Annotated in this window: 14 protein-coding genes; all 14 read left to right on the forward strand. The window is 33.5% G+C overall.

Translation table 11 applies throughout. The features are described from left to right. Positions 1-11: 11 nt before the first annotated feature. Positions 12-1,856 (forward strand): BglG family transcription antiterminator, encoded by a 1,845-nt coding sequence (locus J3U69_RS04300; RefSeq protein WP_267413148.1) that lies wholly within the window; start codon positions 12-14, stop codon positions 1,854-1,856. A 376-nt stretch (positions 1,857-2,232) separates the two neighbouring features. Continuing rightward, positions 2,233-3,087 (forward strand): hypothetical protein, encoded by an 855-nt coding sequence (locus J3U69_RS04305; RefSeq protein ID WP_267413150.1) that lies wholly within the window; start codon positions 2,233-2,235, stop codon positions 3,085-3,087. A 234-nt stretch (positions 3,088-3,321) separates the two neighbouring features. Further along, a complete protein-coding gene (locus J3U69_RS04310) occupies positions 3,322-3,765 on the forward strand; it encodes an HTH domain-containing protein (protein WP_267413151.1) in 444 nt (147 codons plus the stop codon). A gap of 238 nt (positions 3,766-4,003) precedes the next feature. Next, complete coding sequence (locus J3U69_RS04315) at positions 4,004-5,866, forward strand: BglG family transcription antiterminator (RefSeq protein WP_267413152.1); 1,863 nt, start codon at positions 4,004-4,006, stop codon at positions 5,864-5,866. A 14-nt stretch (positions 5,867-5,880) separates the two neighbouring features. Further along, positions 5,881-6,231, forward strand: coding sequence for a PRD domain-containing protein (locus J3U69_RS04320; RefSeq protein ID WP_220232707.1), 351 nt, complete (start codon positions 5,881-5,883; stop codon positions 6,229-6,231). A gap of 12 nt (positions 6,232-6,243) precedes the next feature. Beyond that, positions 6,244-6,606, forward strand: a complete 363-nt coding sequence (locus J3U69_RS04325; RefSeq protein ID WP_220232708.1) for a glycine-rich SFCGS family protein — start codon at positions 6,244-6,246, stop codon at positions 6,604-6,606. An 8-nt stretch (positions 6,607-6,614) separates the two neighbouring features. Beyond that, entirely contained in the window at positions 6,615-6,953 is a 339-nt protein-coding gene (locus J3U69_RS04330; protein ID WP_267413153.1) for a DUF4312 family protein, read from the forward strand. Between the two features lie 14 nt (positions 6,954-6,967). Next, positions 6,968-7,741, forward strand: a complete 774-nt coding sequence (locus tag J3U69_RS04335; protein WP_267413154.1) for a DUF4311 domain-containing protein — start codon at positions 6,968-6,970, stop codon at positions 7,739-7,741. A 28-nt stretch (positions 7,742-7,769) separates the two neighbouring features. After that, positions 7,770-8,447 carry a DUF4310 family protein gene (locus tag J3U69_RS04340; RefSeq protein ID WP_267413155.1) on the forward strand — a complete coding sequence of 226 codons (678 nt, stop codon included), beginning with the start codon at positions 7,770-7,772 and terminating at the stop codon, positions 8,445-8,447. 8 nt (positions 8,448-8,455) lie between these two features. Further along, entirely contained in the window at positions 8,456-9,574 is a 1,119-nt protein-coding gene (locus J3U69_RS04345; RefSeq protein ID WP_267413156.1) for an amidohydrolase/deacetylase family metallohydrolase, read from the forward strand. Between the two features lies 1 nt (position 9,575). Then, on the forward strand, positions 9,576-10,673 hold the full coding sequence (locus J3U69_RS04350; protein ID WP_220232713.1) for a DgaE family pyridoxal phosphate-dependent ammonia lyase: 1,098 nt from the start codon (positions 9,576-9,578) through the stop codon (positions 10,671-10,673). Beyond that, a complete protein-coding gene (gene dagF, locus J3U69_RS04355; RefSeq protein ID WP_267413157.1) occupies positions 10,674-11,414 on the forward strand; it encodes a 2-dehydro-3-deoxy-phosphogluconate aldolase in 741 nt (246 codons plus the stop codon). A 15-nt stretch (positions 11,415-11,429) separates the two neighbouring features. Further along, positions 11,430-12,521, forward strand: a complete 1,092-nt coding sequence (locus J3U69_RS04360) for a DUF871 domain-containing protein (RefSeq protein ID WP_220232715.1) — start codon at positions 11,430-11,432, stop codon at positions 12,519-12,521. Positions 12,522-12,547: 26 nt separating this feature from the next. Next, on the forward strand, positions 12,548-13,846 hold the full coding sequence (locus J3U69_RS04365; protein WP_220232716.1) for a PTS sugar transporter subunit IIC: 1,299 nt from the start codon (positions 12,548-12,550) through the stop codon (positions 13,844-13,846). Positions 13,847-13,878: the final 32 nt, after the last annotated feature.

Consider the following 13,878-nt stretch of genomic DNA (forward strand, 5'->3'; position numbering starts at 1 on the left):
GAGACTAAAACATGAGCGACAACAGAGATTTACTTGATTTTTTAAGGCAAAATAATGAATCTTGGATCACTGCTAAAACTCTTGCGATGAAATTGGCCGTGTCTGAGCGAACGGTAAAAAGTAAAATAGCTCAATTGCGTAAAAATAATATTGAAATTGAGAGTGGACCTAAAGGATATAGAATAAAAGGCAACTTTGATACTCCGGAAATAAGCGAATATTTACCTGATAATGCGGGCCAGAGGAGTTCGTGGTTAATTCGTAAACTAATCAAAGCTAAAAAGCCACTCAATATTTATGATCTATCTGGTCAACTTTACATCAATGAAGTTGAGTTACGTAAAGAATTAAAAAAGCTAACGAGTGAATTCAGTAATTTTGACTTAAGACTGATTCGCGAAGGCGATTTTTACCATATTGATGGTGAAGAGGAAAACAAGCGTAAGCTTCTTTCGTCAATGATCTATCACGAATTAAACGGTACCTTGCTTAATGAAAAGGCTATTCAAAAGTATTTTCCTGAAGTCGATGTAAAAACAGTGGCGGATATCTTGCGGCAAAGTGCTAAAGTCGCTAATATTAAATTTGATTCCTTTAATTTCAGTAATCTTCTCTTACACCTAGTAATTATGCTAGATCGTTCCGATAAGATTGCACTTGTAGCAGAAAAAGATCAAATCTCTAATCCAGTAGTTAAGTCAATTGTCACTAAGCTTAATCAGAGAACAAGATATCATTTATCAGACGAAGATATTAAGCAATTAACGAAAATGGTCCAGCTATTATCAGATAATCACTCTGCTGATTTACCACAAAATTCGCAGCTTAATAATTTATTTAAAAGAATCGTAGCATTTGTCCGTAAAACTTATAATCTTGATCTTGATGAAGAACTTTTCAAAAACCGCTTTTTGCCACATTTGTTGCGTTTAATTGCCCGCTTTAAAAATAATAATACAGTACATAATCCATTAGCTGAAAATATCAAAAATTCTTCGCCGACAATTTATGAATGTGCGACTCTGATTGCCTATGAAATAAAAAAGGAACTAGGAATTGCCGTTAGTGAAGAAGAAATTGCTTTTATTGCCCTTCATGTTGGTAATATCGTAACGGAACAAATTAGGAATGAAAACAAAGTGATTTGTCAATTGCTGATACCTGAATATCACAATAATGCACAAAATGCAGTTTCGCTGCTTGACCATAAATTTGGCAATGATTTGGTTATTTTAAATACTGTTAGTTCAGAAACCGATTTATTAGCGGAAACGCAGTTAGTAGTTGTCGTTGATTCAAAGCAAATTATCAAAAAGCATCAGTTTGTCCAAGTTTCTAGTTTCCTTTTACCAGGTGATATTAATAAGATTCAAAAGGCAATTAACCAAATTAAGGATGCCAATTCAGCACATAAACTGCAGAAGGGGTTAGACAAATTTACGTCTGCTGCTAACTTTATTACTGAAAATCATACTCGGACAGCCCATGAAGTTATTCATTTTATAAGTGAGCGGTTTTTACAAGAAAAAATTGTCGCCAAAGACTTTGAAGAACAGATTTGGGAAAGAGAGCGCCTTTCCAGCACGGCATTTGGTTCTGTAGCAATTCCTCATGCAATTAATTATCATGCTAGGCTGAGCCAATGGTTTATTTATATTAATGAAAAGGGTGTCGAATGGGGAAACCAGCGAGTTTATTTAATTATTATGCTTGCTTCAAGTCCAAAAGACGAAAAAAGGTTCCGGCAAGTTTTTGATGAACTTTCTGAAGTGATCATTAATGATAATAAAGTTGCCAAATTATCTAGGTGTAACAGTTATCAAGAATTTATCAAAGAAATTATCAAAATTGAATAAGCTGTTGGAAGTCTATTACCATTTGTTTAGGTAATAGGCTTTAATTTTGCTTGGGCGGTTGGCGAAAAACAAAATTGTTTTTATAATTCTAGAATCTCACTTAAACATAAAAGTTGCCTGTGACAGAATTTTTTAAAATTATACGGTTTGCTATTTTAAATAGTTTATAATTGCTTAGCAGACAATACTTTGTAAAACAAAAATGTAGTGGCTGAAATTTCTGCTTTAATTTAAAGCTGTCGGATGAATATTCTGTTAATAATTTAATAAATAAAAAATATTGATATTGAAAGCATTAATATGAAAAATACCTTTCTAAAATGGTGTATTTAGTTATATAATTGTAGAAGTATTTTGATTTAAGTGGGAGTGGGGAATGAAAAAGTTATTAGACACATTGTTAAAAATTGAATACGTACTAATATCATGGCTGATATCGTATTCAATATGCAATTTTATTGTTGTGGAAATCTATCGCTTAGCATCATCGCATGTTCTGCAAGATACGGGCTATGGAATTTTGTATCTCGTAGTCCTCGTACTTTCATTAATTTTGAGCTTTTTTGTATACAAACTAGTTAATCTTATTTCTGATGGTGTAGTAAAACTATGGGATAAGGTGTTAGCTAAATATACCCTTATACAATCCCAAAATGATAGCAGTGCATTTTATTGTTTAGCTGTTTTGACTATTTTTGTTTTCACGTTGTGGTTTACCCAAATTCAACAAACATTTTTGGGAATTAGAATGAGTATTGGCGAACTTTCGGTAATAATTGCTTTACTAGCTATAGCAATAACGTATTACGATGTAGTTAACCCTCATAGTAAATTCGAAATTTCAGAAATGAGTAAAACCAAGAATATTCTCGAATTGGGCCAAGAACAGATGATTGGACTAAAAGGTTCCGGCGAACCGATTGTCAATGAAGCGAGTTTTTACATTTGGTGTACAAATACGAGCAGACATATTGGCAATATTAAGTATGTTGGCTGGTGCTATGCCCAACACGTTGATGAAGAAAATGATAGTTATAGTTTTGAAGATATTAAGCAGAGCCATGTTAAGCCAGGGATCGATTGGGATTTTGTTAAAGTAAATCCAGGTGAAATGACACCAAAAATCAAATTTTACCGTTCAATAAGTGGTGAAACAATCTCAGGTACAATCTATGTGATTTTCATGGATTCTGTTGGTCAAACATACAAAAAGAAAATCACTTTTTCATAAATTAGCGCTTTTATTAGCAATAAGAACAGGCATTTCAATAGATTTGAAATGCCTGTTTTTTGCATACACTTTTTAACTAAGGCACTTTTACTTCCACAATATCCTTTTTATAATTGCTTTTGTAAGCGCTATTAAAGTTGTCCATTATTGTGGACATAAGTCAAAATTTTTAAAAGAGCAAAGTCACTAAAATGATAATTGAATCTTTAAAAAGTCGGAAGTTAGGGGGTGAATATGAGAAATTCAGAGAGGACGCATGAATTATTTAGTCTTCTTTTAAATAGCAATGGATATTTGACAGCTAAAGAAATTGCTCAGGTACTCTATGTATCTGAAAAAACAGTTTATCGTCTAGTCGATGATATTAATGAAGATATGGCTACCACTTTAATTAAGTCTCAAAGAGGTCGTGGCTTTAAGCTTAATTATCAGTATTACGTTCAGCCAAAAAAATATCAAAAATTAGAACAAAGCTCGGCTGTCAATCTTTCACCTGTTGAAAGAAGAAATAGAATCATGAAACGATTACTATTGATTTCTCCACAGAAAGTTAAGGAAAGTGAGGTTTTTAATCAATTTTATGTTAGTGCGAATGTTCGTCACCATGATAAACAAATTATTAAAAAGATTCTCAGTGAGTATTGCATTAATTTGATAATCAAAAACTATAGTATTTGAATTGGATGTTTAAAATATATCAAATGTTGTACCAAGATAAGCTAAAGCATGATCTATAAATGCATTTTGGCTAAATTGCAGTCAAATTTAAATAACAAAAAGTAAAAATGCTCAGAAGAATTTAATCTTCTGAGCATTTTCTCTCTGCAATTTTTTACACTAGATGTGTTGAACAAAATTGGAATTCTTTTAGTGACTACGCTTACATATAATTTACATAAAGAAAGGAGTAAGCAAGATGGTTCTAATTTCTAGGCAGGCTAATATTGCAGCTAATTTATTAAATAATCCACATATTTATCAAGTTAAAGACTTAGCTAAAAAATATAAAGTGTCGGTTAGAACCTTAAGAAATGATCTAAAAAAAATAGCGGAATGGTTAAATGGACAGCCAGGCTGTCAGTACAATACAAAACCAGGTAAAGGTATATGGATAAGCTGTACTAGTGATGATAACAGAAAAAAAGCAGTTGATTCTCTGCAATTATGTGAAAGTGAAGGTGATATAGTAACACATTATTTAAGTCCAAATCAGAGAAAATGGAAGCTTTTAACGGAGCTAGCTTTTACCGATGAATATTTAACTGGCAAAAAACTAGCAAAAATGTTAGATGTTTCGGCAAATACATTTTTAGCTGATTTGGCCAATGCGAAGAAAGAAGCCAAAAAGTTCAATTTAGATTTAATTGGCAAAAATTATTATGGCTATTGTTTGGATGGAACTGAAATCGATTTACGTTCTTTAATGGAATATATTTTGCAAAAGCATATCAATAGGTTCTCATACAATACCAAAAATTTATTGGAAATGATAACTAAGATTATGACTAAATCACCCAATAACAGTTATTTGCCAGTTAAAATAGGCAAGTTGTTAAACTATGTTGCACTAATTCTTGTAGATCAGTTGCCATTTACTAAGTCTCTTAATTCTAGTTCTGACTTGAGTATAGTCAAATCAATGATAAATCGGCTAACTATTATTCTTGTGGAAAACCAAAGACATCGCTATTTAAATACCAAATTGTATGATAGAAAGTTAAATTCAAAGCAAGAAAGTTATAGTCAAATTTATCATTTAGTTAGCAAAATATTTGGTCTTAAGCCTATTAAAAGTGAAGAAAAGTATTTTATTTTTGGTGTTAATCTTTCAGAAAAACGAATGGAAATCAATGAAATTGTTGAAAAAGTAATTTCATTTGTTTCTGAAAAGACAAATTTGCCATTGACTGATGATTTACAATTACGTGATTCGCTGTCGCAGCACTTGTTTAGAGAGCTAAACACAAATTATCAACATGCAAGTGAGTATACACCTTTTACTGAAGAAGTAAAAAATCGTTTTAATAGCCTTTTTGAAATTGTTAAAGAGGCTTTAGAAAAATATATCTCAAAAAGTCCAATTATTATCGAAGACACTTTTATTACATTGGTTTCCCTGCATTTTTTAATTTCAATTATTGATATGGCAAAGGTAAAGCCTGTTAAGGTTCTATATGTATGTTCTTCTGGCTTAGGAGCAACACGATTATTAGAAAAAATAATAGAAAAAAGGATCCCCTACGTTGTTAGTGCAGGCTTTGCTTCTGTCGTAAATTATCAGTTGAAAATTCGAGAGCTTAATCCAGACCTAGTTATTAGTATTTTTCCGTTGGAAAAGGTAAAGGGAACGATGATAGTTCAGGTTAATCCTATTCCAAATGAAAGAGATTTATCTCTAATTGAGAAAAAGCTTGGTCAGGTCGTCAAAGAGCCTACATATACTCATGGTGTTCAAATCAAAAACGTTTTGAAAAAAGAAAAAAGTATAAGTCTTACGGACAAAGTACTTTCTATTTGTCTAGAAGCTTTTATTGAAATCAGTAATTATTTTTCTTTTCGTATTAATCAAAAATACCAAAAAGCCTTTATGATTCACGTTCAGTTAGCAACAGAAAGGATTTACTTTAATGAGCAATATGATAATAGACCGTCCGAACACCAAATTAAAAAATTTGCAAAAGAAGATATTACTAAAATAAAAGAAATATATCATGGCTTAAATTTAGAAATTAATATTAGTGAAGTAGTAGCAATATTGCGCTACACGTTGTTGAAATAGATGAGATGAATTAAATGCAGGTAACGCTTTATAAAGGATTTGAAAATTTTATTGAGGCTAGCAGTTATAAAAGTAGCCTAGAAAAACTAATGAGATATGTCATTTATTTAATTAATGAAAATAATCTTCAGCCTAGTGATTTAGAAATAAAAATTCTTGGTAATCATTTAATGGAAATGGTAAATCGTGCTGAAAAGAACGAACAACTTGAACCAATTGATCAAGAAATTTTTTCTAATATAACGCAACAATCACTAAAAATATCTCAAAAAATAATTGATTATATCAAAGAAAATATAGGTCCACTTTCAGCCTCTGAAAAGTACGTTTTATCAATTCATTTTGAAAATATGCAGTCAAAATAAGGAGGAGTTTAAATGTTAACAATAGTTGTAGCCGATCGTATGGGCAAAGGAGCAAATGTTGCTAAAGGAATTGAAAATGCAGGTGGGAAAGCCATTTTAATTCCTGGAATAGGAGCTGATATGAAACTGGGCGATGTTATGAATGAAAAACAGGCAGATTTTGGCATTTCATTTTGTGGAAGTGGAGGAGCCGGAGCATTGATTGCAAATAACAAATTCGGCTATCCGGAAAGACATGGGATGCGATCAATAACTCAAGGAATCACAGCAATAAATGATGGGAAAAAAGTACTTGGATTTGGCTTTATGGATAAAGAAGAATTAGGTGAGGAAATCGTTAAGGCAATTTACCAAAAATATCCAGGTAAATTTTAGGTGACACAATGGAAAACATAATTAATGAAAAAACCAAGCAAGTTTTGGTTACAGGAAAAGCTTCTGACAAAAAACAAGCATTTGTAAATGCTCTTAATAAGATAGCCAAAAAGGTAGTTAGTGAAGAACCTAATTTAGTCTTCAAAGTTGAGCCGGATACATTTGAGATTGAGGAATTAAAAGAAATAAGTAAAAAAGAATATTTTTTATTTTTCTTTTTTCCAAGGATAAGAAAAACATATGAAGTACGACTTAAAGCAACTGTCCGTATCAAGATGGCAAATATAGCAAAGGCAGAATGTCAGAAAGTTAATCCAGATGTTCAACACCAGCTTCTTAGGATATAGGAAGGAGTATAAAAATGCATATTCTCATTATTTTAAGTGAGTCGATAATTATTGGTGGATTAGTGGGCTTGGCGGCAGGTATTGGTGCAGCAAGGATGTTTAATGCACCAACAGTCCAGGCTTTAGGTGCCTTCAGGACATTAGGTGAAATGAATGCTAGTGAGGGTGATCCAGCTTCACACTTTTCGTTTGGTTTAGGTTTCTTTTTTAATGCATGGGCCTCAACTGTCGCAGCTGGTTCGTTTACGCAAGATGTTACGCACCGAGTAATTCCAAATTGGGCAGCAGCAATTTTGATGTTGAAAAATCATGATGAAAGTGAAATGCATGATGCCAAAAAAATGGGGATAGCCGGAGCATTTGTCGGAGCAATTGTTGTAACCTTTTTGAATTTAACAAGTTCAGCCTTGCCACAATCACTGCAAATTACTGCAGTTAAAGTTCTAGTACCAGCCGCTACCTTATTGATTAATACGGTAATGCCAGTAATTTTCTGGCTTGCTGCTATAGATGGTGGAAAACGATCGGGTACTTTTGGAACTATTTTTGGTGGTCTTGCTCAACTAATTATGGGTAATGCAGTACCAGGAGTTGTTTTAGGAATCTTAGTTGGTAAAGGTGTTGACGAAAGTGGCTGGAATAAGATAACTCGTATCATTCTTATTGCTACGATTTTACTATTTGTTATGAGTGCCTTTTTCCGTGGAATCGATCTTACTTTACTAAAACAGTTAAATTTAAAAGCTCCACTATGGTTAAAGCAATTTCATGCAATTTTTGGAGGCTAAATAACTTGGTTAGAGAGGTGAAAAAGTAATGAATGAAAAATCTTCAAGCGAAAAAAAGTTACAGCTCGAAAAAACTAAAAGCTTTTGGTATGCAGACTGGAGCTTTCCTTTAATAGTTGGATTTATGTCGGCTGGAGTTTTTGCTGGAACCTCAATGTATTTTAATTATGGAACCGGTGCATTTAATGAGGTAGCATTTGTAGCTATGCTAAAGGCTGGTATGACAGGAGGCTCATATGGTGCCTGTGCTGCTTTTGGAGCAAGCTTTCTTTTTGCACGAGTACTCGAAGGTTCGTTAGATGGAATTCTTGATTTGGGAGGTTCAATTCTAACTGGTGTCGGTTTAGGGATTCCTGCTATTTTATTGAGCATGGGCATTAAGAAGCCAATTGAAAATTTCCCATTGGCCTTATTAACTGGAGCAATTATTGGAATTTTAATTGGCTTGGTTATTTATGCGATTAGACATTTTACGTTGAAACAAGCAAATTCAACTTTTGGTGCTGACATTATGATGGGTGCGGGAAATGAAACTGGCCGCTTTTTAGGACCTTTAATTATCATTTCAGCTACACAGGCTTCAATTCCAATCGGATTAGGAGCAATTATCGGAGCAGTACTTTTTTACGCATGGAAAAAGCCAATTACGGGTGGCGCTATAATTGGTGCAATGATTACTGGCTTATTTTTCCCAGTTAAAGTATAGGAGAAGTAATGATTGAATTATATTTAAAAAATGGAAAAAATGTTGCTGATGATTCACCAGCTGAAGTAGCCGTTTCTGGGACTAAGATTATGGCTGTTGGGCATCATTTAGATGGAGTGCGAGCACATAAGACAATAGATTTAAAAGGTAAGTATATCTCTCCCGGTTGGATTGATGATCATACGCATTGTTATGAGAAACTGAAGCTTTATTATGATGATCCAGATGAAGTTGGTTACAAGTCAGGTGTAACGACCGTTATCGATGCAGGCTCAACAGGGGCAGAAAACATTGGTGATTTTTATCAAATAACCAGAAAGAAAGTTACCAATGTCTATTCAATGATAAATGTTGGTGAAACAGGTATTTTAGCTCAAAATGAATTGGAAGATCTTAAAACTATTCAAAAAGCTCCCCTAATGAAGGCAATTGAGCAATACAGCAATTTTATTGTAGGTATCAAAGCTAGAGAAAGTCATTCTGTTGTAATTAATAATGATGTAAAGCCGTTAAAATTAGGAAAATTATTTCAAAAAGAATTGGGAGGAAACTTTCCTATCATGGTCCATGTTGGTGCTAATCCGCCTGAGCTAAAAAGTGTTTTAGCTTTAATGGATGAACATGATATTTTGACGCATGGTTATAATGGCAAGCCAAATGGAATTTTGGATCAGGCAGGTAATATCCAGCAGTTTGTGTGGGAAGCTTATCGTAGAGGCATTACTTTTGATGTTGGTCATGGAACAGATAGTTTCAATTTCCATACCTTTGATATAGCAAATGCTGCCGGATTGATTCCACAAACCATCAGTACTGATATATATTGTCGCAACAGAATAAATGGACCTGTCTTTAATATGGCAACCACTTTAGATAAATTTTTAATGTATGGCTACTCACTTAAAGAAGTTATTAGTAAGGTTACAGAAAAGCCAGCAGCAAGTTTCAATCTTGTCAATAAAGGATATCTACAGCCTGGCTATGATGCTGATTTGACCATTTTTAGTTTAAACAAGAATACTGAAATTACACTTATTGATTCAAATCAAAATAAGAGAAAATACAATCAGAAAATTTGTCCACAAATGACCGTTGTAATGGGCAAAGCTTATCAGATCGGAGGCTAAAATGGATTATTATCAAAAATTAAATCTTAAACATGTTATCAATGCAAGTGGAAAAATGACCATCTTAGGTGTTTCAAAAATTACTAGTAAAGGGTTGGCCGCTCAAGAATTTGGCGATAATAATTTTTTTGAAATGGCAGATTTAGATAAAAAAAGTGGTCAATATATTGCTAAATTGATTGGTGCTGAAGATGCTATTATTGTTAATTCGGCTTCGGCTGGAATCGTACAATCTGTTGCGGCATTAATAGGTCAAGGAAGCATTTATCATGTGTATCATCCTTTCTCGCCAAAATTTAAGAATAGAAAATTTATTATTCCTAAAGGTCAAAATGTTGATTATGGTACGCCAGAAGAAGAAATGATCTCTTTAGGTGGTGGAGAAGTAGTTGAGGCAGGTTATGCCAATATGTGCTCTCCCGAACATATTGAAATGATGATTGATGATGAAACTGCGGGTATTTTCTATGTTAAAAGTCATCATGCAGTACAAAAAAGTATGCTGACAGTTGAAGAAGCACTTAAGGTTGCACATCAACATAATTTACCTTTAATTTTAGATGCAGCAGCTGAAGAAAATTTAGAAAAGTATCTCGCTTTAGGAGTAGATATTATTATTTTTAGTGGGGCCAAGGCAATAGCGGGACCTGCTTCAGGATTAGTTTTCGGCAAATCGCAATATATTACTTGGATCAGAATGCAAAAGAATGGCATTGGACGAGCTATGAAAATTGGTAAAGAAAATATTTTGGGATTAGTGGGAGCTATAGAAGACTATTTAAAATCTGGTCCAGAAGATGGTAAGCACATGCACAAACGATTAGTTCCTTTTATTAAAGATTTAGCACAAATTCCAGGATTATCAGTAAAAGAACAGCAGGACCAGGCAGGAAGAGAAATATATCGTGCAGATGTCAAAGTTGAAAAGAACAGTCGAAAGAGCGCAAAGGAAGTAGTAAAGGAATTGAAGGCAAAGGATCCTGCTATTTACACTAGAGAATACCGCGCAAATGAAGGAATTATTGAATTTGATATTAGAGCACTTGATGCAAGTGATATGAAACAAATCGTAACAAGTTTACGGGAGGTCATGAAATAAATGGAATATGAACCTAATTATTATCAAGACAGAGTAGCGCTTAATGTTTTGGCTGGCTCCGTTACCAATGCAAAAGATATTTATCAAGCTGCCAAAGGGCATGTAGTTTGTGGTGTTTTGACGAAAAATTATCAAAGTAATGAATCTTGTATTACTGATTTAAAAAAATATCAAAAAGCAGTTAATAATGCTATTTCAGTTGGTCTGGGTGCAGGAGACCCTAATCAAAGTAAAATGGTTAGCGAAGTTTCTAAGGTTATTCAACCACAACATGTTAATCAGGTTTTCACGGGGGTTGGTTATTCAAGGGCATTATTAAATCAAAACAAAACAGTTATCAATGGTCTGGTTTCTCCGACAGGAAAAGTTGGCTACGTTAATATTGCTACTGGTCCACTTAGTTCTAAGGAAAAGACTACAGAGGTTCCAGTTACTACAGCAATAGCACTTTTGAAAGATATGGGTGGAAGTTCATTTAAGTTTTTCCCAATGCATGGTTTAGCTCATAAAGAAGAATACGAGTATATTGCCAAAGCATGCGCAGATAATAATTTTAGTTTGGAACCAACTGGGGGTATTGATCTAGAGAATTTTGAAGCTATTTTAGATATTGCTCTGAAAGCAGGGGTCCACAGAGTTTTGCCGCACGTATATTCATCTATTATTGATCAAAATACGGGTTTAACTAAACCAGAAGCGGTTGCCAAGCTCTTCGAAATTATTAAAGTCAAGTTAGACTAAAGGCTAGGTAAGAAAATGAGGCGAAAGTTAGGGATATCAATTTATCCAGATGATAGTGACATTGCTAAAGATCAGTGCTACTTAAAAAAAGCTAGTGAATTCGGTTTTTCTCGAGTATTTATGAGCATGCTCAAAGTTAATGATCAGGAAATCGTTCTACAAAAATACCAATCTTTGATAAAGTTGGCCAAGCAGCTTAATTATGAGGTGATTATAGATGTGTCGCCTCTAGTTTTTAAATCTTTGGGTATAACATATGATAACCTGAATTTTTTTGCCAATTTGGGAGTCGATGGACTACGCCTTGATGAAGGCTTTGATGGGAAAAAGGAGGCACTTCTTAGTTTTAATTCACAGAAATTAATTATTGAATTAAATATGAGTAATGATGTGGCATATGTCGATAACATTCTATCTTATCAGGCCAATAAACCATTTATTTATGGATGCCATAATTTTTATCCTCAAAAAGGTACAGGATTATCTTTTGATTTCTTTATGAAATGTAGTAAACGATTTAAAAATTATAACCTACATACAGCTGCGTTTATTACTTCTCAAGCTGGAAAAGCAGGCCCTTGGAGTGTAAATGATGGGTTACCAACATTAGAGGAAGATCGAAATTTACCAATTGAAGTTCAGGCCAAGAAAATGTTTGCGACAAATTTAATTGACGATGTGATTATAGGCAATGCATATGCGAGTGCTGATGAGTTATGGCGGCTTAGTCTAATTGATCCTTATCAAGTCGAATTTTCAATTGCCTTGTCGCCAAATATTAACAGAGTAGAACAAGAAATCGTGCTGTCTAATCAACATGTTCGCCGAGGAGACATTACAAAGCAAGTAATTAGATCAACGGAAGTTAGGAAAAAATACCGTGCTTTAGCTAACTCATGCCATGACAATGATAATGAATTTCATCGTGGGGATGTTGTAATTGGAAATGATATGTTTGGTAAATATAAAAATGAATTACAAATAGTTTTGATTCCACATCGTGATAAACGTAAAAATCTTGTGGGACATATTGTGACAGATGAACTACGATTACTTGACTTTATTAAGCCGTGGTCAAAATTTAAGTTTGTTAGTATCAATAATTGAATTGAAGAAGCATGAGGTAGAATAAAATGAATAATTTTGTAAATTTTTTGGAAACAAATATTTTACCAATAGCAAATAAGTTTGGACAACAAAGGCACATGACGGCAATTAGAAAAGGTATTATTGCTACCTTGCCTTTAACGATTGTGGGCTCTTTTTTTACTATTCTTAGTAATATGCCCATACCAGCTGTTGCTAAATTTTTAGCTCCATATCAAGCTATTTTAGATATCCCTTTTCGTTTTACCGTTGGAATACTATCATTATATGCTGCTTTTGGTATAGCTTCTGCATTAGCTGACAGCTATAAAATGGATACGTTGTCTAGTGGTATTTTAGGTGTACTTGCATTTTTGGTTTCTACGGTTCAACCAGTAAAAATTAATAATGATATTAAAGGTGTAATATCTGCAGGCCGGTATATGAACATTGCCAATTTGAGTGCATCGTCCCTATTTGCGGCAATTGCTACAGCATTAATTTCAGTAGAAATCTATCATTTCTTGCAAAAAAGAAAAATTACAATAAAAATGCCAGAAGGTGTTCCTCCTGAAGTTTCTAACTCATTTGTAGCCCTTTTTCCAGCAGCAATCATTTTAATTTTATTTTGGGTTGTTAGGGATATCTTTAACTTCAATATTGCTACTTTTATTTCTAACTTACTGATGCCCTTAAAAGGCTTTTTGGTCGGTAATAGCTTAGCTGGAGGGCTAACGACAATCTTTCTAATATGTGGCTTTTGGACACTAGGTATTCATGGTGCGGCAATTATGGATCCTATCGTTAGACCCTTTTGGGAAATGTCGATTGCAAATAATATGAACCAATTTCACGCAGGTGTATCGGCTATGAAATTACCAACGATATTTACAGAACAATTTTTGCAGTGGTTTGTATGGATTGGAGGAGCAGGCGGCACATTAGCATTGGTTGTTTTATTTATGTTTTCAAAGTCGAAATATTTAAAGGACTTAGGAAAGCTGTCAATTTTACCTGGTCTGTTTAATATTAATGAACCAATAATTTTTGGTGCACCAATAGTATTGAACCCAATACTAGGTATTCCATTTATAATAGGACCATTAGTGACAGCAACAGTCTCGTACTTTGCGACCATTACGCATATGGTTCCAATGATGATGGTAAGACTACCTTTTACAATTCCTGGACCGATAGCAGCATTAATTAGTACGAATTGGAGCTGGAACGCGTTAATTTTATCAGTAATTAACTTCATAATTTATTTAATAATATATTACCCATTTTTTAAGGTCTTTGAAAAACAGCAGCTTGAAAAAGAAAAAGCTGAATTAAATAAATTATAGTTGGTGAATACAAATGGTTTATTTAATTGCGT

It is taken from the genome of Lactobacillus sp. B4026 (assembly GCF_026535825.1).
In the GTDB taxonomy this organism is placed as follows: domain Bacteria; phylum Bacillota; class Bacilli; order Lactobacillales; family Lactobacillaceae; genus Lactobacillus; species Lactobacillus panisapium.